Source organism: Azospirillum sp. UENF 211521 (assembly GCF_058780535.1).
Window position 1 is genome coordinate 386779 of sequence record NZ_JBSNCF010000002.1, and the last position, 22531, is coordinate 409309.

At 69.7% G+C, this 22531-nt stretch carries 20 protein-coding genes; 13 read left to right on the top strand and 7 right to left on the bottom strand.

Annotated elements, in window-relative coordinates:
• Positions 1-86: 86 nt before the first annotated feature.
• Genes ACWPN5_RS18475 through ACWPN5_RS18485 form a run of 3 tightly spaced genes read right to left on the bottom strand, consistent with a single transcriptional unit; the run spans position 87 to position 2414 of the window.
• Complete coding sequence (locus tag ACWPN5_RS18475) at positions 87-665, bottom strand: DUF4166 domain-containing protein (RefSeq protein ID WP_200479822.1); 579 nt, start codon at positions 663-665, stop codon at positions 87-89.
• 14 nt (positions 666-679) lie between these two features.
• Positions 680-1147, bottom strand: coding sequence for a DUF2269 family protein (locus ACWPN5_RS18480; protein WP_200479823.1), 468 nt, complete (start codon positions 1145-1147; stop codon positions 680-682).
• Between the two features lies 1 nt (position 1148).
• Positions 1149-2414, bottom strand: a complete 1266-nt coding sequence (locus tag ACWPN5_RS18485) for an SDR family oxidoreductase (protein ID WP_200479824.1) — start codon at positions 2412-2414, stop codon at positions 1149-1151.
• A 174-nt stretch (positions 2415-2588) separates the two neighbouring features.
• Here ACWPN5_RS18485 and ACWPN5_RS18490 point away from each other — a divergent pair, with 174 nt between their 5' ends.
• Both ACWPN5_RS18490 and ACWPN5_RS18495 read left to right on the top strand, forming a co-directional pair.
• A complete protein-coding gene (locus tag ACWPN5_RS18490) occupies positions 2589-4256 on the top strand; it encodes a sensor histidine kinase (RefSeq protein WP_492296751.1) in 1668 nt (555 codons plus the stop codon).
• Positions 4253-5593, top strand: coding sequence for a sigma-54-dependent transcriptional regulator (locus ACWPN5_RS18495; protein ID WP_200479826.1), 1341 nt, complete (start codon positions 4253-4255; stop codon positions 5591-5593). Before ACWPN5_RS18490 ends, ACWPN5_RS18495 begins: the two co-directional genes overlap by 4 nt.
• Before the next feature lie 20 nt (positions 5594-5613).
• On the opposite strand, the gene ACWPN5_RS18500 is transcribed toward ACWPN5_RS18495, so the two are convergent.
• Together ACWPN5_RS18500 and ACWPN5_RS18505 are read right to left on the bottom strand one after the other, a co-directional pair.
• A complete protein-coding gene (locus ACWPN5_RS18500; RefSeq protein ID WP_492296753.1) occupies positions 5614-7212 on the bottom strand; it encodes a sensor histidine kinase in 1599 nt (532 codons plus the stop codon).
• A 32-nt stretch (positions 7213-7244) separates the two neighbouring features.
• Positions 7245-7937: a response regulator transcription factor gene (locus tag ACWPN5_RS18505; RefSeq protein ID WP_200479780.1), complete on the bottom strand. Its 693-nt coding sequence runs from the start codon at positions 7935-7937 to the stop codon at positions 7245-7247.
• A gap of 180 nt (positions 7938-8117) precedes the next feature.
• Here ACWPN5_RS18505 and creD point away from each other — a divergent pair, with 180 nt between their 5' ends.
• From creD to ACWPN5_RS18550, 9 genes are all read left to right on the top strand, one after another.
• Positions 8118-9473: a cell envelope integrity protein CreD gene (creD, locus tag ACWPN5_RS18510; RefSeq protein WP_492296754.1), complete on the top strand. Its 1356-nt coding sequence runs from the start codon at positions 8118-8120 to the stop codon at positions 9471-9473.
• A complete protein-coding gene (locus ACWPN5_RS18515; protein ID WP_492296756.1) occupies positions 9470-10750 on the top strand; it encodes a glycoside hydrolase family 3 N-terminal domain-containing protein in 1281 nt (426 codons plus the stop codon). The genes creD and ACWPN5_RS18515 overlap by 4 nt, the downstream gene beginning before the upstream one ends.
• 625 nt (positions 10751-11375) lie before the next feature.
• A complete protein-coding gene (locus ACWPN5_RS18520) occupies positions 11376-12980 on the top strand; it encodes an ABC transporter substrate-binding protein (protein ID WP_307833669.1) in 1605 nt (534 codons plus the stop codon).
• A 6-nt stretch (positions 12981-12986) separates the two neighbouring features.
• Positions 12987-13955 (top strand): ABC transporter permease, encoded by a 969-nt coding sequence (locus ACWPN5_RS18525; protein ID WP_094307401.1) that lies wholly within the window; start codon positions 12987-12989, stop codon positions 13953-13955.
• A gap of 3 nt (positions 13956-13958) precedes the next feature.
• On the top strand, positions 13959-14840 hold the full coding sequence (locus ACWPN5_RS18530; RefSeq protein ID WP_492296758.1) for an ABC transporter permease: 882 nt from the start codon (positions 13959-13961) through the stop codon (positions 14838-14840).
• On the top strand, positions 14837-15844 hold the full coding sequence (locus ACWPN5_RS18535; protein WP_492296760.1) for an ABC transporter ATP-binding protein: 1008 nt from the start codon (positions 14837-14839) through the stop codon (positions 15842-15844). Before ACWPN5_RS18530 ends, ACWPN5_RS18535 begins: the two co-directional genes overlap by 4 nt.
• A complete protein-coding gene (locus ACWPN5_RS18540; RefSeq protein WP_492296762.1) occupies positions 15834-16871 on the top strand; it encodes an ABC transporter ATP-binding protein in 1038 nt (345 codons plus the stop codon). The genes ACWPN5_RS18535 and ACWPN5_RS18540 overlap by 11 nt, the downstream gene beginning before the upstream one ends.
• A 246-nt stretch (positions 16872-17117) precedes the next feature.
• Positions 17118-18071 carry a GlxA family transcriptional regulator gene (locus ACWPN5_RS18545; RefSeq protein WP_145690629.1) on the top strand — a complete coding sequence of 318 codons (954 nt, stop codon included), beginning with the start codon at positions 17118-17120 and terminating at the stop codon, positions 18069-18071.
• 162 nt (positions 18072-18233) lie between these two features.
• Positions 18234-18992 (top strand): SDR family oxidoreductase, encoded by a 759-nt coding sequence (locus tag ACWPN5_RS18550; protein ID WP_145690627.1) that lies wholly within the window; start codon positions 18234-18236, stop codon positions 18990-18992.
• Between the two features lie 131 nt (positions 18993-19123).
• Here ACWPN5_RS18550 and ACWPN5_RS18555 read toward each other — a convergent pair whose 3' ends face one another.
• Complete coding sequence (locus ACWPN5_RS18555) at positions 19124-19837, bottom strand: response regulator transcription factor (RefSeq protein WP_492296765.1); 714 nt, start codon at positions 19835-19837, stop codon at positions 19124-19126.
• A 148-nt stretch (positions 19838-19985) separates the two neighbouring features.
• Positions 19986-20369 carry a response regulator transcription factor gene (locus ACWPN5_RS18560; protein WP_145690623.1) on the bottom strand — a complete coding sequence of 128 codons (384 nt, stop codon included), beginning with the start codon at positions 20367-20369 and terminating at the stop codon, positions 19986-19988.
• Between the two features lie 300 nt (positions 20370-20669).
• On the opposite strand from ACWPN5_RS18560, the gene ACWPN5_RS18565 reads away from it, so the two are divergent.
• Positions 20670-21707, top strand: a complete 1038-nt coding sequence (locus ACWPN5_RS18565) for an aliphatic amidase (RefSeq protein ID WP_492296767.1) — start codon at positions 20670-20672, stop codon at positions 21705-21707.
• A 23-nt stretch (positions 21708-21730) separates the two neighbouring features.
• Complete coding sequence (locus ACWPN5_RS18570) at positions 21731-22528, top strand: CbbQ/NirQ/NorQ/GpvN family protein (RefSeq protein WP_492296769.1); 798 nt, start codon at positions 21731-21733, stop codon at positions 22526-22528.
• The last annotated feature ends 3 nt before the right edge of the window (positions 22529-22531 follow it).

The following is a 22531-nucleotide window of genomic DNA, read 5'->3' on the forward strand; positions in this document are numbered from 1 at the left end:
GGGAAAATTTCGCCGTCGTTGGCGGGTCCTGACGAAGCATCTCTCGGTGGCGCGTCCAACCTACCTACGGAATTCCAGATACGCTACTAGGCTGAGTTCTGTGGTCCCCGATCACCGGCATGAACCTGATCAATCACCTCGAGCCATCCCCGGTAGTGTACCACGTGGCCGACCAGCGGAAACGCGACGTCGATGTCGAACAGGAAACGCGCGCCGTTGCCGGACTCGCTGCACTCGATGGTCGGGCGGCTCCAAGCCGGCAGGGGCATGCCGAGCACTCGCCAGCCCACCAGCGACCAGGCAAGCCTGCCCTGCGTCGGCTCCAGCCGGAACAGAAGGTCGAAGGGGCCGAAGCGCTCGATCAGTAACCCGTCGTCACGCTGGCGTCCGGCTTCCATCGTGCTGGCGTACCGGCGCCCGGCGAAGCGGCGGTTCCAGAATTCGCGGCCCCGGCCATCGGGATGGAAGGAGACGCTGACCGGAACGCCCTGTCCGGGCTTGGGCAGGCCGGCGACCTTGCACAGCAGCCAGGCTCCGGGGTTGGCGGCGGCTCGGATGTCGGCCAAGCCGGCGGTGTGGACGCTGGTGGTGAGCGCGTGCAGGGCGCGCACGGGGCCGGGCAGGTCCTCGAACGCGGCGCCGAGGATGCGCTGAAACGGGGTCATGGCGACTTTCTCCATTAGAATTCCGGTTTGAACACCATCAGCCCGACGATTGCGACCATCGCCGTGAAGGCGGGCCAGCCGAGCGCGAACCAGATGCGGAAATAGCGGCGGTACAGCGGAGGCAGCGGGGTTCCCGCGGCGACGGCGTCCTCCGCCATCCGCCGCATGCGGATTTGCAGCCACACCACCGGCAGCCAGCACGCGCCGGCAATGGCGTAGAGCACCAGCGTCAGCACGATCCAGCCCGAGCTGAGAGGCCATCCCTGTTCCAGCGCGAGCCACAGGCCGCTGACCGGCTGGATCACCACCGTGGGCGTGGTGAACAGCCAATCCGCCAGCACGACGTTGCGGTTGGCGACGGCGATGGCGCGCACGTCCTTCGACAGGTTGCTGGCCATGCCGTGGAAGGCGGTTCCCAGCCCGGTGCCGAACAGCAGGATGGCCGACAGGATGTGGATGAGCTTGAGCGTGGTCGCGTCCATATCAGGCCTCCATCGCCATCATCGTCAGCGTCGCCGCGGCGATGGGCAGGTTCTTGAGAAGAGGGGCGAAGGGGTGCGTCCAGTGGTCCAGGGGCAGGCCTGTGGCGATGATGGTGAAGGCCGCCATGCTGGCGAGCATGGCGCCGCCGACCGCCACCGGGCGCCAGCGGGCGAGCAGGAGCAGTCCGAGGATCAGGTCGAGGCCGGCACCGCCGAAGAGGGCCAAGTCGGCCAGCGGACCCTGCAACCCAACCGACGCGAGCAGGCGGTGGGAGTCCTCCAGCGGATGCAGGCCGAAGGACAGCAGGCCGGTGGCGATCCACAACAGGGCAAGGCTCCAGCGCAACACCGGGCGCAAGACATACAAGCGCGCGTGCAGGCGGTCGGCATCGGATGCCGGGTGGCGGGCCAGCGCCTGCGGTAGGGCAAGGGGCGCCCGCCCGAGAATTGCGGTGAAGGGCGCCGGGTCAGCGGTGTTGCCGGCCTTCAGCATGGCGAGGGTTTCGCGGTTGACCTGCCCGGCCCGCAGCCGGTCGCCGATGGCCGCGGCGATGGCGAGCAGCGGTTCGGGAACCGGAAGATGGTGCCGCGGCGGCAGGCCCATCCAGGCCCGCAGCGTCGTGGTCAGGTCGTCGGTGGTCATTGGTTCCGGCCCCACCACGTCGATGCGGCGGGGCAGGAGACCATCCAGAGACACCAGCCGGACCACCAGCGCGGCGAGGTCGTCCACATGCACGGGCTGGACCGCCCAGCAGCCCGGACCGATGCGCGGCGGAAGCGGCAGGACCGCCAGAGCGGAAAACAGCGCCGTGCTTGCCCCGCCGCGGCCGCCGACGACCGATGGCCGCAACACGCAGCAATCCAGATCGTGGCTGTTCGCCAGCAGCGCTTCGCCATGGCCCTTCGTGCGTTGGTAGAGGGTCGGCCCATCCATCGACGCGCCCAGCGCCGACAGGTGGACCAGCCTCGGCACGCCGGCCGCCCGGCAGGCGCGGACCAGCCGTTCCGTTCCGTCGGCGTGGACGGCTTCCAGGCTGTTGCCGCCGCGGCCTCGCACCAGACCGGCGGCGTTGATGACCACCTCCTGCCCGGCCAGCGCAGCGGCGAGGGTGGCGGTCTCATCGCGGACCAGATCGAAATCCGCGCGTCCGGGCGCGGTCACGTGATGACCGGCGGCATTGAGGGCGGCGCGCAGATGCCGGCCAATGAAGCCGCCGCCGCCGATGATCGTCACCGTCCGCGGCGTGGACAGAAAGTCGGTGGACACCGGTAAACCCCCAGTTTCATTCTGTTTCCACCAGGGAATGGCAAAGGCTGTGCCAAAGCCAGGATGCGCGGGTTCCGGGGCTTGAGGCGCGTCGGTTGTTAACTGGGGTTGCGAAATGCGCTAGGGTCCCTGTCAACGTTGGATACACCTATATCGGACGAGGGAGTGGTCGGGGTGACAGCATCGGCGGCGCTGGTTGCGGCCATGGGGCTTTGCGCGCTGGGGGGCGCCGGGCTGGCTGCCTTGCTGTGGCGGCATGGGGGGGCGCTTCCCGGAACCAAGCCGCTGGCGGCGTTCCTGCTCCTGGTTGGCGGCTGGTCGGTCGGATTGCTGTTTCCCGGCCCGTTCGGTGCGGCGCTGATGGCTCTGGCGCCGCTGGGCGGCGCGGTGTTCGTCCATGTCGCCGCCGCCCTGACGGGGCGTGCCGGTTCGGGGATACCCTGGGCCTATGCGACGGGGATCGCCGCCACGCTCGCTGCGATGATCGGCGGGGCCGGACGCTTCGTTCCGTGGCCGGGAGTGGGCACTCTGTTCCGTTATGAAGTGGCCGGGCTGGCCGCGGTCGCGGTCACGGTGGGGCTGGCGGCGGCGGGGCATTGGCTGTTGCTGGACGAATGGCGCGGGGCCGGCGGTGTGCGCCGCCGGCAATTGACTCTGGTTCTGCTGTCCTCCGGCCTCGGCCTGCTGTCGGTCGGCGGGCTGGCCTTGCCGGTGCTTGGTGTCGACGCCTATCCGTGGCCTTTGCTGCTTCTTCCCCTGTACCTGATCGTGCTGGCCTACGCCGTGCTGCGTTACAGGCTGATGGCGGTGAACCGCTGGGCCGTGCGGGCGGTGTGCTGGGGCCTGCTGATCGCGCTGGCGGCTCTCGTGTCGGCCTTGAGCGCAGGATTCGCCGCGGAGCGGGCCGGCGCGCCGTTCCTGTGGACCGCCGTCGCGTTGCTCGGGGGGCTTGGCCTTGCCGGGCCGCTCCGCCGGCTGGCCGACCGCATCGTCCATCCCGGCGGCGAGGTGACCGCCGACGATCTGGCCCGCTGGCGCCGAGAACTGCAGGAGGCGGGCGACGAGGCCGCACTGACGGCCACGGCGGACCGGCTGCTGCGCGAGCGGCTTGCGCTCGCCGATGGCGGCACGCCGGGGGCCTTCGATCCGGTCGAACTGGACCGTGCCCCGCCCGGTCCGCGCCGTGTGGCCGGGGTGCTGGCGGACCTCGTCGCGCAGGCCCATGACGACCTCGCCCGGCGCCGGTCCTTCGCCGAACGCCAGCGGCTGGCGGAACTGGGGGCGCTGGCCGCCACCGTGGCCCACGACCTGCGCAACCCCATGAACATCGTCGCGATGGCCGTGGCCGACGCCCCGCCGGAGACGCGCGGCGAGGTTCGGACCCAGCTCGCCCGCATGGATGCCCTGGTGCGCGACCTGCTCGACTACGCCAAGCCGTGGCGGGTGGAACTGGCCGAGGTCGATCTTGCGGATGCGCTCGCCGCGCTCGGCGTTGACGTGACGGCCGACATCCCGCCGGGCCTCACGCTGCGCGCCGATCCCGCGCGCTTGCGGCAGGCCCTGGCGAACCTGCTGGACAACGCCGGGGCGGCCGGCGGGCGTGCGCTCGTAAGCGCCGAGCGCGCCCCCGGCAGCGTGGTGATCGAGGTGTGCGACGACGGTCCAGGCGTGCCGGAGGAGATCCGTGCCTCGCTGTTCCAGCCCTTCGTGTCGCGCAGCCAGGGGGGCACCGGGCTGGGGCTCGCCATCGTCGCCAAGGTCATGGCCGCCCATGGGGGTTCGGTTTCGCTGGCCGAACGGCCGGGGTGGTCCACCTGTGTCCGCCTGAGGTTTCCATCATGAGCACGCTGCTTCTCGTCGATGACGAACCCGCCTTTCTCCGGCTCGCCGCGGCGTGGCTGGAAAAGCAGGGGCACCGGGTGGTCACCGCCGCGGACGGGGCGCAGGCGCGCGACCTCTTCCAGCGGGAGCGCCCTGATCTGGTGCTGCTCGATCTTGTCATGCCGCCCGAACGAACGCCGGAGGCCGGGCTGGCCCTGGTGCCCGCCTTCGCCGCGGTGCCGGTGGTCGTGCTGACCGCGCACGCGGAGCATGACCTGGCCCTGCGGGCGGTGGCGGAGGGCGCCTGGGATTTCCTGGCGAAGCCGGTGGAGCCGGAGCTGTTGCGCTTCGTCGTCGCCCGCGCCCTCGCCAAGCGCGGGCTGGAGCGGGAGCTCGCCACCCTTCGCGCCGCCCGGACGGAGGAGGACGGGATGGTCGGCGCCAGCCCGGCGATCCTGCGCCTGAAGGAGATGATCTGCCGCATCGGCCCGGCGGAGGTGCCGGTGATGGTGCTGGGACCCAGCGGCAGCGGCAAGGAGCTGGTGGCGCGCGCCCTGCACGCGGCGAGCCCGCGCGGCGCCGGCCCCTTCGTGCCCGTCCATTGCGGCGCCATCCCGGCGGAGCTTCTGGAAAGCGAGCTGTTCGGGCATCTGAAGGGCAGCTTCACCGGAGCCCACCAGGACCGTCCGGGGCTGGTGGCCGCCGCCCATGGCGGAACCCTGTTCCTCGACGAGGTCGGCGAGATGCCGCCGGCCATGCAGGTCAAGCTGCTGCGCTTCCTTCAGGAAGGCACCTACACGCCGGTCGGTGGACGCCAGCCCCGGATGGCGGATGTCCGGGTGGTCTCGGCGACCCACCGCGACCTGGACGCCATGGTGGCGCAGGGCTCGTTGCGCGAGGATTTCTATTACCGCCTCAAGGGGCTGATCCTGCGCACGCCTTCCCTGGCGGAGCGCCGCGAGGACGTGGCGCTTCTGGCGGTCCGCTTCCTGACGGACGCCTCTCCGCGGCGGCTGCGCTTGGCGCTGGACGCGCTGGTGTGGCTGTCGGAGCAGGACTGGCCGGGCAACGTCCGCGAATTGCGCGCGGTGGTCACGACCGCCGCCGCTCTGGCCGAAGGGGATGTCGTGACGGTGGCCGACCTTGCCTTTGCCCGCAGCGGCGATCCAGAGGCGCTCGTCCCAGCCCTACCGGCCACCCTGGCCGAGGCTGTGGCGGCGCTGGAGCGCCGGATGATCACCGCCGCCCTGACCGCCACAGGGAGCAACCACAGCGCCGCCGCGCGCCGGCTCGGCCTGTCGCGGGTGGGGTTGTTGAAGATGATGACCCGGCTGGGGCTGCGGCAGTCCGCTCCATAACCCTTGGCGAACCTGGCGGTTCAGGCGTCGTCGTCCGGCCGGGCAAGCCTGACCTCGAACAGGGCGCCGCGCTCTGAGGGCAGCAGGGCGATGGACCCGCCATGAGCCTCGACGATCCCGCGCGCGATGGCGAGGCCGAGACCGGTGCCGCCGCTCTGCCTTGCGGTCGTGAAGAAGGGCGTGAAGATGCGTCCGGCGTTGGCGGGCGACACGCCCGGTCCGTCGTCGGACACCCGCAAAACCGCGCCGTCGCCCTCCGGCGCCAGCGCAACCTCCACCCGCGCCTCCGGCCCGGCATGGCGGCGGGCGTTCTCGATCAGGTTCGCCAGGACGCTTTCCAGCGCCTCCGCTTCCATGGCGACCGGAAGCGACGGGGGAAGGGAGGCCATGGCGTCGTGGCGGGCGGCAAGACGGGCCGCGACCGGCACGGCGTCGGTCGCCACCTCCTCGGTCACCCGCATCACGTCGGCCCGCGCCAGTTCCAGGAGACGGCGGACGAGGCGCGACAGCCGCTCGGCCTCGGCGTCCATGTTGGCCAGGAAGCGGTCCCGCTCTTCCGCCGACATCGTGTCCAGATGGTCGCGCAACAGCTCCACCGTGCCGCGGATGGTGGTGAGCGGGGTCTTGAACTCGTGCGACACATGGGCGGCAAAGTCGCGGATGTAGTCCGCCCGCTGCTCCAGCGTCGCGGCCATGCGGGTCAGCGCGTCCGACAGCTCGGCCACCTCGCGCACGATTGGGCGCTGCACGGGGGCCATCACGCCGCGCTCGCCGTCCGCCGTGCGCTTCGCCAGCGCGGTCACGGCGCGCAGCGGGCGGCTGATGGCGACGGTCCCGAGGCGCGCCAGCATCCCCACCGACGCGAGCAGAACCACCGCCAACCCGGCGAGGTGCCAGCGCTTGCCGTACAGGGTGTCGGCCAAACTGCGCGGCGTGCGCGACAGCACCACGACCCCGACCACGTGGCCCTCGTCGAGCACCGGATGGGCCGTGAAAATGCGCAACGAGCGGCTGCGTTCGGGCGCGGTGCTTCCCTCCGCCCGCGCCTTGTGGCGGCTGTTGCGTTCGCGCAGCACGCTGGTCGCGTTGCCCGCCAGGGCGTGGCGGACCTCCTCCTGCGCGGCCAGGGACAGGCCAAGATCCTCTCCGGTGCTGGCAACGACGATGCCCTGGGGATCGGTGACCCGCATGCCGGCGAGCGTGACGCGTTGCGCCTCGCGCAGGATCGGGGCCAGCGAGGCACCCGCCGTCCGGGAAGCGGGGGCGGGCATGCTCTGGACCGGGGCGGGATCGGGAGCGGCGGGCAGGATCGGGTCCTCCGCCAGGTCCAGCCCGGCGAAACGGGGCGTCCAGGGCGCGTCGAACCCCGGCGGGTGTGTCCAGAGAGGATCGACGGGCGGGCCCAGTTCCTCCGTCCGCCCCCCGGCGCGGCGCCACGCATCGCGATAGACGGCGGCGACCACGCCGGCCTGGGCGATCAGCTCCGATTCCGTCTGGCGGAGCAGGGCGCTTTCGTAAAGGCGCAGGAACCACAGACCGCTCAAGGGCAGGGTCAGGGCCGCGAGCGTCATCACCAGCAGCACGGTTCCGATGGACAGGCGCCCTATGGGCCGGTGCAAGGTCGGCCGGGGCAAGGTTGGCCGGAACCGTCTCATCGGCAATCCGACAGCTTGTAGCCCAGCCCGTGCACGGTTTCGACGGGGGCGCCGCCCACAGCCAGGAACTTGGCCCGGACCCGCCGGATGTGGCTGTCCACCGTGCGGTCGGCGACGTAGCGCTCGGTGGCGTAGGCGCCGTCCATCAGGGCATCGCGGCTGAACACCTTGCCCGGACGTTCGGCCAGGGTGCGCAGGAGGCCGAACTCGGTCGCCGTCAGGACCACCTCCGCCTCGTCCCAGAAGGCGCGAACGCCGTCCAGGTCCAGCCGCAGGCGGTTGTGCCGAAGCTCCGGCGGCGGCGGTGGGGAAGGCGGTGGCTCCGAGGGGAGCGCGCGGCGCAGCACCGCCTTGACGCGCGCCACCAGCTCACGCGGGGAGAAAGGCTTGCTGACATAGTCGTCGCCACCGAGCTCCAGCCCCAGAATCCGGTCGATCTCGTCGTCGCGCGACGACAGGAAGATGATCGGCACCCGGCTGTCGCGGCGCAGCCGGCGGCAGACCTCCGTGCCGTCCATCTCCGGCATGGCGATGTCCAGGAGGATGAGGTCGGGTGCGTCCTCCCGCGCCAGATTGAGCCCGCGGGCGCCGTCCCCCGCCTCCATGACGGCAAATCCTTCCCGCGCCAGGGCGAAGCGGACGATGTCGCGGATGTGGGGATCGTCGTCGATCAGCAGGATCTTGGGCATGGCGGATTTGGGCGTAGCGGACTTGGGCTGGGGCGGCGCCACCTTATCCGAAAAGCTGCACGGGTTCTGCACACAGTTTCCTCCCTGGTTGCACGGCGGCGTCATCGCCGCGGCATGGCGCACCGTCATGGTGACGGCACAACCCGGCCGGGCCGGGGCCCCGCTTCCAGGAGAGTCCGCTTGAGCACCCCACCCGAACCGCCGCTGCCGAACCCCGCCGCTCCGCCGCCGCTGCCGTATGGCCGCCGCTCCCTCAAGGTCGGGCAGATCGTCCTGCTCCTGCTGGCGACGCTGGCGGCGGGGTGGCCGATCTCGGCGATCATCGGGGAGCGCGAAGCGCGTCAGGCCGGCCTGAGGGCGGACTTCATGAAAAGCTGGGGGCCGGACCAGACCGTGCAGGCGCCGGTCCTGGTGGTGCCCTACGTCGATGCCGGCGGACTCTCGCGCCACTATCTGAAGATCGCGCCCGAAACCCTGTCCACGAAGGTCGAACTGGTCCCCGAACGGAAGGCGCGCGGCCTGTTCTCCGCCACCGTCTACACGGCATCGGTCGAGATGGCCGGGACCTTTTCCATGCCGTCGCAATCCAGCGTGGAGGCGCGGGTCGGGCGGGGCGCCACGATCCTCTGGAAGGACAGCCTGCTGTTGCTGCAAGCGTCGGATCTGGCCGGCATGACGGCCGGCGACCATGCGGCCTGGGACGGGGCGGCGGTTGCGTGGCGCAACTGCGGCGAACTGGTCATCCTTGCCGAGGAATGCCGGGGCGCCCTGCTGGTGGCCAAGCCGCCAACGGAGGTGCTTCCCGCCACAGCCGGCAAGATGCCGTTCCAGGCGACCGTGACGCTCCGCGGAACCGGCTCCTTCCGGCACGTCCTGATGGGGCGGAAGGCCGAAGCGGTCGTTACGGCGCCCTGGCCGACGCCGAGCTTTGCCGGTACGGCGCTGCCGACGGACTCGACCGTCACCGACGCGGGGTTCGAGGCGCGCTGGCGAAGCGTGGATTATGCCCAGCCGCCGCTCTGGACCTCGTCCCGGCTGTCCGAGACATCGACGGAAATGCGCGGACCCTCCGTCGGTGTCGACCTGCTGGAGGCGGTTCCCACCTACCGGATGATCCATCGCGCGTCGAAGTACGGCATCCTCTTCGTCGTGTTGTCCTTCACCGTCTATGGGCTGATCGAGCTTCTGTCGGTGGCGCGCATCCACACGATCCAATACGGACTGCTGGGGGTGTCGGTGACGCTGTTCCCCCTTCTGCTGGTGTCTTTCGCCGAGCCGTTGGGCTATGCCGCCGGCTATTGGATCGGTGCCGCCTTCGTCCTGACCCAGGCGTCGCTCTACACCGCGGCGGTCACCCGGCGTATGGTCCCGACAGCGATCTTCGCTACGTCGCTGGGCGGCCTGTTCGGGTTTCTGTATGTGCTCCTCAGCCTGGAGACTTATTCGCTGCTGGTGGGGTCGGTCGCGCTGTTTCTGGTCCTGTCCGCGGTGATGGCGGTGACCCAGCGTGTGAACTGGCGGGCGGGGGAGGGATGAGCCGCGTGATCGGCTGGTGCCTTGGCCTGCTGCTGGTCGCCGCCGGGGCCAACATCCACGACCCTTACCTGATGGCGGTGCGCGGCTGGTCTGGTCCGGTCATCGCGGCGGCCGGGCTTTGCGGTCTGCTGATCGTGCTGAGGCGCGGAGTCAGGCGACGGGTGGCGATGCTGGCGCTCTGGGCCGCGGTTCCCCTGGCGGCGCTGGGGGCGGAGGGTGCTTTCCAGTGGCGCAAGGCCTCCGTCCTGTCGGCGCCGGAGGCGGTGGCGTACGAACTGGGCCGGCATTTCATGATCGGTTACGAACGGGTTGAGGAGGTCGAAGGGCTGGCCGCGCGCGGCTTGATCGGCGGCGTCTTCGTCTCGCGGCGCAATCTGGCCGGGCGGACGGCGGAGGAACTGCGCGACGAGATCCACCGGTTGCAGGATATCCGTCGGCACGCCGGGCTCCCCTCGTTGCGGGTGGCCGCTGACCAGGAGGGCGGGATCGTGTCGAAGCTGTCGCCGTGGCTTCCCAACCGCCCGGCGCCCTCCGCGCTAGCCGGCATGCCGCCTGACGAGCGGCGCGCCGCCGCGCGCGCGTTGGGCCGCGACCATGGCCGGGACCTGCGGTCGCTCGGCGTCACGATCAACTTCGCGCCGGTGCTCGACCTGCGCACCGATCGGGCGCCCGACCTGCTGGATTTCAACAGCCTTATCGCGCGGCGGGCGATCTCAGGGGACCCGGCGGTCGTCGGGGACGTTGCCGCCGCCTACGCCGCCGGGCTGGCCGAGACCGGCGTCCAGCCGACCGTCAAGCACTTCCCCGGCCTGGGCCGCGTCGGCACGGACACCCACCATTTCCGAGCCGCCATCGGGGACAGCCGTGAAACGCTGGAATCCAAGGACTGGAGACCTTTTCGTCATGTTCTGGCGGGCAACCCGCAGGCGCTGCTGATGGTTGGCCATGTGATCCTGAGCGCCGTCGATCCCGACCGCCCGGCGTCCCATTCGCACCGCGTGGTGGATGGGGTGATCCGCCGGGACTGGGGGTACAACGGTTTGATCGTCACGGACGATCTGGTCATGACGCCCGTCTATCAATACGGCCTGTGCCGGGCGGTGGAGGAGGCACTCAACGCCGGGGTCGATCTGCTGCTCATCGCGTTCGACGGAGCGCAGTACTATCGGGCCATGGCCTGCGCCATGGACGCGGCGAGGCGTGGTGAACTTCACCCGACCGCACTCGCCGCCAGCCGCGAGCGGCTGGGCCGTAGTTCCGCCGAGGCGTTGCCGTAGCGTGCTCAACTACCCGCATCGTCTAAGGGGGAGGTGGGTGACTGTGCGGAGCAAACAAAGGCGGTTGCGTGCCCCCGCAACCAAAAAGCGTTGAAAGCCCGTCTCGCAAGAGACGGGCTTTCGGCATTTCAGACCAGCCGCGTCCGAGACGGACTGAGTCCGTGAGCGGCCTGCATCAGGCCCCGTCGGATGTTTTTTCTGCTTTCCGATCACGTCGGCGCGGGTCACTTCGCTCAGCGTGTCCTGATGACCTTTCAGCGTGTCCTGATGACCTTTCAGCGTGTCCTGATGACCTTGCTGTGGGGTGGAGGGCTGTTGCGCTATGGCCGTTGGTGGACGGCGGGGCATCGGAAATTCACCTCCCATACACGGCCGGCACCAACGCTCGGGCGGCGGGGTTGGACGAACCCGCCATCGATCCCCAACCAAGGGCGGGTTCTTGGCGTTATTATTTACTAATATAACAGTTATTTTTTGTGGCATACCAGAGATGCTTTTGTGTGAAATCATATTGACCTCCCGATGGTCGCTGGGCTTAATCGGGCGCCTTACACAGTTCGCGCCGGAGAGCAGCATGATGGGACGGGATTCGCGGGTCGCAGGTGGGATTCGCCGGAGGTTGGTGGTGGCTGCGGCGGCGATGATGACCGCCGCGGTGGTGGTCGGCGTGCTTCCCGGGGCGATGGATAGCGCCGCGGCGCAGGAAGCGCGCCAGGGCGGCACCCTCAGCATCATCCTGCAGCCGGAACCTGTGACGCTCACGCCCTCGACCAACATGGCGCAGCCGACCCAGGTGGTTGCCGGCAACATCTTCGACGGTCTGGTCACCTACGACTTCGAGCTGAAGCCGAAGCCGGCGCTGGCCGAGCGCTGGGAGGTGGCGCCCGACGGGTTGACCATCACGTTCCACCTGCGCAGCGGTGTGAAATGGCATGACGGCCAGCCCTTCTCGGCCGCCGATGTGAAATGGTCGCTGGAGAATATCTGGAAGACCATCCACCCGCGCAACAAGTCGCTGTTCGAGAACGTCACCCAGGTCGACACCCCGGACGACGCCACCGTCATCCTGCGCCTGTCGAAGCCGTCGCTGCCGATCCTGTCGGTGCTGAACGGCGTCGGCGCCCCGATCCTGCCCAAGCACCTCTATGAGGGCACCGACGTCCTCAACAACCCGTACAACAACAAGCCGATCGGCACCGGCCCCTTCGTCTTCAAGGAGTGGAAGCGCGGCGAGTATGTCGAGCTGACCCGCAACCCGGATTACTGGGAGGCCGGCAAGCCACACCTCGACCGGCTGCTGTTCCGCATGATCCCCGACGCCGCCGCCCGCGCCGCCGCGATCGAGAAGGGGGAGATCCAGTACGCCCCCTACAACCCGGTGCCCTTCCGCGACGCCGAGCGGCTGGCCAAGCTGCCGCGCCTGAAGGTGGACACCCGCGGCTACGAGTGGCTGTCGCCGCTGCTCTATCTCGATTTCAACGTCGAAAACCAGTATCTCAAGGACGTCCGGGTGCGCCGGGCCATCGCCCACGCCATCGACCGCGCCGCCCTGGCGAAGATCGTGTGGTTCGGCTACGCCAAGCCGGCGATCAGCCCGGTGCCGTCGTCGCTCGTCACCTTCCACAACGCCAAGCTGCCGCAGTACCCCTTCGATGTGAAGAAGGCCGAGGCACTGCTGGATGAGGCCGGCCTCAAGCGTGACGCCAACGGCGTGCGCTTCACGCTGACCCATGACTTCCTGCCCTACGGCGACGATTACCGCCGCACCGGCGAGTTCCTCAAGCAGGCGCTGAAGCGCGTCGGCATCGAGGTCACCATCCGCTCGCAGGACAGCGCCGCCTTCATCAAGCGGGTCTATGTCGACCGCGATTTCGACTTCGCCATCTCCTACAACAACGCCTTCCCCGATCCGCAGATCGGCGTGGTGCGCGCTTTCTGGTCGGGCTGGCTCGGCACCGGCACGCCCTGGACCAACGGGTCGGGCTACCGCAACGCCAAGGCCGACGCGCTGATCCAGGAAGCCGGCGTCGAGGGCGATCCGGCCACGCGCGTCGCCCAGTTCAACGAGTTCCAGGACATCGTGTTGGGTGACGTTCCTTCGCTGCCGCTGCTGGAGCTGAACTTCTTCTCGGTCTATTCGGCCGACCTCGAGGGCATCGTCGAACAGGGCGATCAGGTCTATTCCTCGCTGAAGAACGCCCGCTTCGTGAACGCCCCGAAGGGGAACTGACGCGCCGTGCTGACCTATCTCAGGCGCAGCGCCGCCCAGGTGGTCTTCGTCCTCCTGGGCATCGCGCTGATCAACTTCTTCCTGCTTCATCTGGCGCCCGGCGACGCGGCCCAGGTGCTGGCGGGGGAGTCCGGGGCGGCGACGCCGGAGTATATGGAGGCGCTGCGGCGGCAGTTCGGGCTGGACCAGCCGCTCTACGTCCAGTTCCTCCGCTATCTCGGCAATCTGGTGACCTTCGACCTCGGCTACTCCTTCCGCCAGTCGCTGCCGGTGTCGGAGCTGATCCTGCAACGCCTGCCGGCGACGCTGCTGCTGATGGGAACCGCCATCGGCTTCGCGCTGGTCGCCGGCTGCTCGCTGGGCTTCCTCGCCGCGCGGCGGGCGGGGAAGCTGACCGACACGGTGATCTCCATCGTGGCGCTGCTGTTCTACGCCACCCCGGTCTTCTGGGTCGGCATCATGCTGATCGTCGTCTTCTCCGTCATGCTGGACTGGCTGCCGGTCGGCGGCATGACCAGCGTCGAGGCCAACCTGAGCGGCCTCGCCCTGGTCGGCGACGTGGCGCTGCATCTGGTGCTGCCCGCGGTGACGCTCGGGTTGTTCTACCTCGCCATCTACGCCCGGCTGATGCGGGCGGCGATGCTGGAGGTCTACGGCCAGGACTTCGTCCGCACCGCGCGGGCCAAGGGGGTGCGGCCCCGCCGCATCGCCTGGCGCCATGTGCTGCGCAACGCCCTGCTGCCGATCGTCACCACGCTCGGCGTGCAGCTCGGCTCCATCCTCGGCGGGGCGGTTCTGGTCGAGACGGTGTTCTCCTGGCCGGGGCTGGGCCGGCTGGCCTTCGCGGCGCTCTTCCAGCGCGACCTCAACCTGCTGCTCGGCATCCTCTTCTGCTCGTCGGTGGTCGTGGTCCTCGTCAACATCGCGGTCGATCTCGTCTACACGCTGCTCGACCCCCGCATTGAACTCAACTGACCGATGGCGCTTCCCGAGACCGTTTCCCTCCCGCCGGCGCGGGCGGACTTCCGCGACACCACCGTCGGACGGCTGCTGCGCCGCCCGTCGGCGCTGCTGGGTCTGCTCCTGCTGGCCGGCATCCTGGCCATGGCGGCCTTCGCCGACATCGCCTTCACCGGCGACCCGCTGGACATGGCGGGGATGCCGCTGCTGCGTCCGGGCGAGGACGCCGCGTTCCCGCTCGGCACCGACATGATGGGCCGCGATCTGGCGTCGGGCATCTTCCACGGCGCCCGCGTCTCGCTGCTGATCGGCGGGGTGGCGGCGCTGGTGTCGCTGGTGATCGGCATCGGCATCGGCGCGCTGTCCGGCTATTACGGCGGGCGGGTCGACCGGGCGCTGATGCGGGTGACCGAGCTGTTCCAGACCATCCCGCCCTTCCTGTTCACGCTGGCGCTGGTCGCCATCCTGCAGCCGTCCATCGCCACCATCACCGCGGCCATCGGCATCACCTCCTGGTCGGGGCTGGCGCGGCTGGTGCGGGCGGAGGTGCTGCGCCTGCGCAACAGCGAGCTGGCCCAGGCCTCGATCATCCTCGGCGCTTCCGACGCCCGGATCATTTTCCGGCACATCCTGCCGAACGCGCTGGCGCCGGTGATCGTGTCGGCTTCCATCCTGGTGGCGACCGCCATCCTCACCGAATCCTCGCTGTCCTTCCTTGGCCTCGGCGATCCCAACGTCGTCAGCTGGGGCGGCATGGTCGGGGCGGGGCGCGAGACGATCCGCACCGATCCGCATGTCGCCGCCATTCCCGGTGTCGCCATCGTCATCGCCGTGCTGGCGCTGAACCTGCTGGGCGACGGGCTGAACGACGTGCTGAGCGGCAAGGGGGAACGGCGATGAGCCACGACGTGCCGAAGGAACCGGTGCTGGCCGTCGATGGCCTGTCGATCGGCTTCCAGACCCGCCGCGGCCTGCTGCCGGCCGTTCGCGAGCTGTCCTTCTCGGTCCGGAGCGGCGAGATGCTGGCCATCGTCGGCGAGAGCGGCTGCGGCAAGTCGCTGACCGCGCTGGCCCTGCTCGGCCTCATCCCGCCGCCCGGCCGGGTGACCGGCGGCACAGTGCGGCTGGAGGGCCGCGACCTGCTGGCGCTCGACGAGGCGGCGCTGCGGCGCGTGCGCGGCGCCCGCATCGCGATGATCTTCCAGGAGCCGATGACCGCGCTCAACCCGGTGCTGACCGTGGGCGAGCAGATCATGGAGGCGATCCTCGAACACGAGGCGGTCAGCCGCAAGGCGGCGCGCGAGCGGACTCTGGCGCTTCTGGAGCGGGTGCGCATCCCCGATCCGGAGCGCCGCTTCGCCGAATACCCGCACCGTCTGTCGGGCGGCATGCGCCAGCGGGTGATGATCGCCATGGCGCTGGCCGGCGCCCCGGCCGTCCTGGTCGCCGACGAGCCGACCACCGCGCTCGACGTGACCATCCAGGCGCAGATCCTGTCGCTGATCGACGAGCTGCGGCGTGAGCAGGGCACAGCCGTGGTCTTCATCACCCACGACCTCGGCGTGGTGTCGCGCTACGTCGACCGCGTGCTGGTGATGTATGCCGGCCGCAAAGTGGAGGAGCGCGACACCCGCGACCTCTTCGCCGATCCGCTCCATCCCTACACCCGCGGCCTGATCGCGGCACAGCCGCGCGCGGGGGCCGGTGCGGCCGGCGCGGTGCGGGAGCGTCTGGCCGAGATTCCCGGCACCGTGCCGGCGCTGGCGGCGATGCCGGCCGGCTGTGCCTTCGCGCCGCGCTGCCCGCTGGCCGACGAGCGCTGCGTCCAGGCCGTTCCGCCGCCGCGCCGGGCCGGAAGCGGCCTCGTCGCCTGCCATCACGCGGGAGAGACCCATGCCCTCTGACGCCGTTCTCGCCGCGCCCGCGGTTTCCGCCCCCGTCACCGCCACCCCGGTGCTGCGGGTGAGCGGGCTGTCCGTCGAGTACCGGACGGCGCGCGGTGTCGTCCACGCGCTGGACAACGTGTCCTTCGAACTGGCGCCCGGCGAGACGCTGGGGATCGTCGGCGAATCCGGCTGCGGGAAATCGACGCTGGCGCGGGCGGTGGTCCGGCTGCTCGACCCCAGCGCCGGGACCATCCGGCTGGGCGAGACGGACATCACCCACGCCTCGCGGCGGCGGATGCGCGCGGCGCGGCGCGACCTCCAGATGGTGTTGCAGGACCCGGCGGCCTCGCTCGACCCGCGCTGGACGGTCGGCGACCTGCTGGCCGAGCCGCTGGAGATCCACGGCATCGGCAGCCGGGCCGAGCGGCGCGCGCGCGTCGCCGACCTGCTGGGCAAGGTGGGGCTGCCGCCCGAGGCGGCGCAGCGCCGACCGCACGAGTTCTCCGGCGGCCAGCGCCAGCGCATCGGCATCGCCCGCGCGCTGGCGCTGGAGCCGAAGGTCGTGGTCCTGGACGAGCCCGTCTCGGCGCTCGACGTTTCGGTCCAGGCGCAGATCCTCAATTTGCTGACCGACCTGCAGAGCACGCTGGGTGTCAGCTTCCTGTTCATCGGCCATGACCTGTCGGTGGTGGAGTATGTCTCCGACCGGGTGGCGGTGATGTATCTCGGCCGGATCGTCGAGCTGGGCGGCCGCGACAGCCTGTGGCGCCGGCCCGCCCATCCCTACACCCGCGCCCTGCTCGACGCCGCGCCGAGGATCGACGGCCCGTCCGCTCCCGCCGGGCCGGCATTGACCGGCGACACGCCCAGCCCCTACGACCTGCCGTCGGGCTGCCGCTTCCACACCCGTTGCCCGATCGCCGCCGACGTCTGCCGGCGCTTGGCGCCGGCCATGCAAGCGTTGTCGCCGGGCCATCACGTCGCCTGCCATTTCCCGGACAGCGGGTCGGAACCGCCTTCCATGCAATCCGCGATCAACAGCTGAGCATGCGCCCTGCCGTGGCTCTCACTGGAAGGATTTGCGGGTCTTCGGGAGGTCGCCGCTCCGGACGCGTCGATCGGCCAACATTCCGACGAAAACGGACAATCCATCCTGCGGCGATGGCCGGAATCGTGGTGTCTTTGACATTCCAGACAGGAGGCTGACCGCCTACTCTGACTCCAGCGCGGCGTCCCGAGGCCTGAAGCCCGGGGCTGGCGGCTTCGGAACGGGGCAGGGGCGGAGAGGGGCATGCTCACCATCGGTTTCGTGGTGTTCGACGATTTCCAGGTGATGGGCATGGCCGCGCTGTCGGCCTTCGAGATGGCCAATCTTGTGCTCGACCGGCCGGCCTACCGGGTCCATGTGCTGTCGGAACGGGGCGGGCCGGTGCGCAACTCGCTGGGCTTCGCCATCGACACCGTCCCGTTCGGCGACGGCTTCCACGACACGACCATCACCATCGGGTCGTTGCGGGTCAAACCCTCGACGCCCGGTCTGCTGGCCTATCTGAGCGATGCCGCCGCCAACTCGCGGCGGATCGCCGGCATCTGCACCGGCGCCTATGTGCTGGCCGAGGCCGGCCTGCTCGACGGTCGGCGCGCCTCCACCCACTGGAGCCACGCCCGGGCGCTGCAGCGCCTCTATCCCAAGGTGAGGGTGGAGGAGGACCGCATCTTCAGCGTCGACGGCTCCGTCTGGACCTCCGCCGGGATGACCGCCGGCATCGACCTCGCCATGGCGCTGGTCGAGGACGATTTCGGCGCCGAGGTCGCCAAGCAGGTGGCGCGCAAGCTGGTGGTCTATCTGCGCCGCCCCGGCGGGCAGTCGCAATTCTCCGCCCTGCTGGATCTGGAACCGCGCTCCGACCGGGTGCGCCGGGTGCTGGTCTATGCCAAGGAGAACCTTAAGAACGAGCTGTCTGTCGAGGAGCTGGCGGAGGCGGCCACTCTCAGCCCGCGCCAGTTCAGCCGCCTGTTCCGCCAGGAGACCGGCCAGACCCCGGCCAAGGCCGTCGAGCATCTGCGGCTGGAGGCGGCGCGCGTGATGATGGAGGAAGGACGGCATTCCATGGACATCATCGCCCGCGAAACCGGCTTCGCCGACCGCGAGCGCATGCGCCGCGCCTTCCTGCGCGCCTATGGCCAACCGCCGCAGGTGGTCCGCCGCGCCGTGGAAAGCGGCCGCCTGTCGGCGCTGGAGTGAGCGTCCGACCAAGCCGGGTCTTCCCCGACACCTGGACATGGCATCCCGCGATGCTTCGGCGGCGGTAGCCTTTTCCATCGTCAAAGTTGGCGTTTTCCTGGGAAGGCATTGCTTTCCCCGACGCTCCCCCTTGCTTTCTTTCAACCGAACGGACACCGAGCCATGCAACTCACCGGCAACACCATCTTCATCACCGGCGCGACCTCCGGCATCGGCCGCGGCCTGGCCGAGGCGTTCCACAAGCTCGGCAACCGGGTCATCATCGCCGGCCGGCGCAAGGCCCTTCTCGACGAGGTGACCGCCGCCAACCCCGGCATGACCGCCATCGAGCTGGACATCGCCGACCCGGCCAGCATCCAGGCCGCGGCCGAACGGCTGATCGCCGAAAACCCGACGCTGAACGTCCTGATCAACAACGCCGGCATCATGCCGTTCGACGACGCCTCCGGCCCGATGGACGACGCGCAGGCGCAGTCGATCCTGACGACCAACCTCCTCGGCCCGATCCGCATGACCTCGGCGCTGATCGAGCATCTGAAGGCACAGCCGCGCGCGGCGATCGTCAACAACACCTCGGTGCTCGCCTACACGCCGCTGGCCACCACCGCGGTCTATTCGGCCAGCAAGGCGGCGCTGCACAGCTACACGCTGTCCCAGCGCTTCATGCTGCGCGGCACCGGCGTCACCGTGCAGGAGATCGCGCCGCCCTGGGTCAACACCGACCTGATCAAGAAGGGCGACGACCCGCGCGCCATGCCGCTGGACGCCTTCATCGAGCAGACGATGGCCGCGCTGGCCACTGACGCAGAGGAGGCTATCGTCGAAAGCGCCCGTCCGATGCGCGACAACGCCGGCCCCAACGAGCACGCCCTGGTGATGGGCTTCAACAGCTACATCGCCGACAACCCGATCCCGGTCTGATCGGGCAGGTCGCCGCAAGAATGGGCCGCCGGGGTCCCGCCCCGGCGGTCCTTTCTCCATTCAGGACCGACACCCGCTGGTCGGCCGAGCGCTCTGCGCCCGACTGACGTGGCATCGGCGGCGGTAGGACCTCAACCCGTCGCGCCGTAGCGGGTGACGGTCCGTTCGCGCGCGCCGAGGGTCTCGGCCATCCGCACGAGGTCGGCCAGCGACTGGGCGTGCATCTTGCGCATCAGGTTGCCGCGGTGGATTTTCACCGTAACCTCGCTCAAGGCCAGCTTCGCCGCCACCTGCTTGTTCATCAGCCCGGCGGTGACCAGCCCCATCACGTCGCGTTCCCGCGGGGTCAGGGTGGCGTAGAGGGTGTGCACCGCGTCGTCCTGGCCGCGCGCGGATCGGCGGCGGCCGTCCAGCGCCACCGCTTCCCCGACCGCCCGCAGCACGTCCTGCTCGGCGAAGGGCTTGGTCAGGAAATCGATGGCGCCAGCCTTCATGCCGCGCACCGTCATCGGGATGTCGCCCTGGCCGGTCATCAGCACCACCGGCACGGCGATGGACCGGTCGTGCAGCGCCTGCTGCACCTCCAGCCCGTCGGCGCCGTCGAGATAGACGTCCAGCAGCAGGCAGGCGGCGTCCACCGCCTCCGCGCAGGCGAGATACTCGTCCGGCGTGGCGAAGGTGAGCACCCGGTAATCGGCGGAGCGCAGAAGGCTTTCCATCGCGCAGCGCACGTCGGCGTCGTCGTCGATGACGCAGACCAGGGCGGGGCCTTCCTGGACGGGTATGGCCGGAGTGGGGACGGCGTCCCCGGACCTGCCGCCGTCGACGATGGTGCGATCCCCCATGGGTTCCTCCGTCACGTCCCCGCGCCCACGTCCCCGCGCCGTCGCAGCGCGCGGCCGGCCGCGGCATGGTAGCCCGTCCGCTCCCCGGCGGCAAAGCCGTCGAGGTCGTACCTCCGGATGGGCGTGCCACCGTGCGGCACCATTCCGGTCATGGTTCGGGAGTCCCCTGGCGTGTCGAGAGGGCGTCCTCGATGAGGAGAAGCAGGTTTTCCGGGTCGAGCGGCTTGGTCACGAAGGCACAGGCCCCCAGCGCCAGCGAGCGGCTGCGCACCGCCGGCGTCGCAAAGGCGGTCATCACGATCACGGGCGGGCGGCGGCCCAGTTGCAGCAGCACCATCTGCAGGCTGAAACCATCCATGCCCTTGAGGTTCAGGTCGGTGACGAGGCAGTCGGCGTCCCCCTCGTGGGCGAGGAACGCTTCCGCCGTGGCGAAGGTGCGGACCCGCATGCCGGCCGAGCGCAGGAAATTGCCGAGGCTTTCCCGGACGCCTTCGTCGTCGTCGACGACACAGATGGTGGGAACGCTCAACACGACATCGCACTCCGACCGGGGCCCGCCTCGTCAACCACCTCCGTCGCGGGCGTTCCATTTCAACAGCTTGGCCAGGGCGCGCCATCCATACCTGCGTATAGGTTGACCCCGGAGCGGCACCGCGCCGTTTCCGCCCGCGCGCCGCGCCGGCCATACGGGGAATCGCGTATTCCCGTCCATCCGCCGCTCTCCGATGATCGATCGGGACAAGAAGGCGTGCGAAAACAATGCGGAAGCCGGACGCTCAGCCCGCTTCCCGCGCGCGCCGCCCCGTGCCCCCGTCACGCAAGGGAGATCGAGATGATCCACGGCGATATCACCAGCAGCAACGACACCGTCGGCGTCGCCGTCGTCAATTACAAGATGCCGCGCCTTCACACCAAGGCGGAGGTGCTGGAGAACGCGCAGAAAATCGCCGACATGCTGGTCGGCATGAAAACGGGCCTGCCGGGCCTCGACCTCGTGATCTTCCCCGAATATTCGACCCACGGAATCATGTATGATTCCAAGGAGATGTACGAGACCGCCGCGACCATCCCCGGCGACGAGACCGAGATTTTCGCCGCAGCCTGCCGCAAGGCGAAGGTGTGGGGCGTCTTCTCCCTGACCGGCGAGCGGCACGAGGAGCATCCCCACAAGGCGCCCTACAACACCCTGATCCTGATGAACGATCAGGGCGAGATCGTGCAGAAGTACCGCAAGATCATGCCCTGGGTGCCGATCGAGGGCTGGTATCCCGGCACCTGCACCTACGTGTCGGAGGGACCGAAGGGCCTGAAGGTCAGCCTGATCATCTGCGACGACGGCAATTATCCGGAAATCTGGCGCGACTGCGCCATGAAGGGGGCGGAGCTGATCGTCCGCTGCCAGGGCTACATGTACCCGGCCAAGGACCAGCAGGTGCTGATGGCCAAGGCGATGGCCTGGGCCAACAACACCTATGTCGCGGTGGCCAACGCCGCCGGTTTCGACGGCGTCTATTCCTATTTCGGCCATTCCGCCATCGTCGGTTTCGACGGCCGCACGCTCGGCGAATGCGGCGAGGAGGAGTACGGCATACAGTACGCCCAGCTCTCCAAGTCGCTGATCCGCGACTTCCGCAAGCACGGGCAATCGGAGAACCACCTCTTCAAGCTGGTCCATCGCGGCTACACCGGCATGATCAACAGCCACGACGGGGTGAAGGGGGAGGCGGCCTGCCCCTACGACTTCTACCGGCAGTGGGTCAGCGATCCGGAGGGCACGCGGGCCATGGTGGAATCCTTCACCCGCAAGACGGTCGGCACGCCCGAATGCCCGATCGACGGCATCCCGTCGGACGAGCCGGCGCACCGCTGATCTCCTTCCGAAAGGCGGACGGCATGGCGCTTCAAAGCTACCGGATTGCGCGGGAACCCTACTATTGCCCGGCCGGCGACGAGATCGCCCTGTTCGAGGCGGCGCACGCCGACCGCCTGCCGGTGATGCTGAAGGGGCCGACCGGCTGCGGCAAGACCCGCTTCGTCGAGCATATGGCGTGGCGGCTCGGCCGGCCGCTCGTCACCGTGGCCTGCAACGAGGACCTGACCGCCTCCGACCTGCTCGGCCGCTACCTGCTGGAGGCGGAGGGGACGGTGTGGCAGGACGGGCCGCTGACCCAGGCGGTGCGCCACGGCGCCATCTGCTATCTCGACGAGGTCGTGGAGGCGCGCGCCGACACCACGGTCGTCATCCATCCCCTGACCGACGACCGGCGGGCGCTGCCGCTCGACAAGCGGAACGAACTGCTGGCCGCCCATCCCGACTTCCAGCTCGTCGTCGCCTACAACCCCGGCTACCAGAGCGTGGCGAAGGATTTGAAGGAATCCACCAAGCAACGCTTCGCCGCGCTGGAATTCGGCTATCCGGCGGCCGCCATCGAAACCGAGATCGTCGCCCACGAGGCCGGGATCGAACCGGCCCTGGCCCGGCGTGTCGTGTCGGTGGCGGAGCGCAGCCGCAACCTGCGCGGCCGCGGGCTGGAGGAGGGCGCCTCGACCCGCATGCTGATCCACGCCGGCCGGCTGATCGCCCGCGGCGTCGCGCCGGAGGCCGCCTGCCGGATGGCCATCGTCCTGCCGCTGACCGACGACCCCGACCTGCGCGACGCGCTGGCGGCGGCGGTCGGCGCCTGCTTCTGACCA